This is a genomic window from Terrisporobacter mayombei, from assembly GCF_020748465.1.
GTDB classification, from domain to species: Bacteria; Bacillota; Clostridia; order Peptostreptococcales; family Peptostreptococcaceae; genus Terrisporobacter; species Terrisporobacter mayombei.
The window spans coordinates 1-440 of record NZ_JAHZMP010000274.1 but is presented as its reverse complement, the minus strand read 5'-3'; the positions used below and the strand labels follow the sequence as shown (position 1 = coordinate 440).

At 56.4% G+C, this 440-nt stretch carries 1 protein-coding gene; it reads right to left on the bottom strand.

What is annotated here, in order from left to right; genetic code table 11:
* The coding region (locus tag K0039_RS21540; protein ID WP_228106917.1) for a hypothetical protein at positions 1-440 on the bottom strand (440 nt) is incomplete at both ends.

Sequence of the window (440 nt, the reverse complement as noted above, 5' to 3'; positions counted from 1 at the left end):
CCGGAGGTGAATGCTGAGCCACCACGACAGCACGGAACCAGGAGAATACCTGCATTTACCGGAATGAACGGCAGAAGCTTTTTGGCAATATGCAGCCCCTGCCCCACACAACCATACTGCCCCTTTGTCAGGTCGGCCCGTGGGTGGTTGAATCCACCCATATCAATGACGTCCTGCAGACAGTGGTCAGCTGGAATAACATCATTGTACGCACATGCAGCTCCCCCCGGCGTCACCGTACTACGGCGCGCCAGCTGCATAATGCGCGGCTCAGGGCGGTCATAGGTTTCAGGTAACGGCAGCCCTTCGCCAAAAGCCATACCATTGGACTGACCGGCAAGGACGACAACATAGTAATATTCCGGTTCGCTGGTGGTGCTGATAACTGTGCCTTCTCCATCCGACGGCCTCACCACCACAGGTGTGGTGACATCACCTTC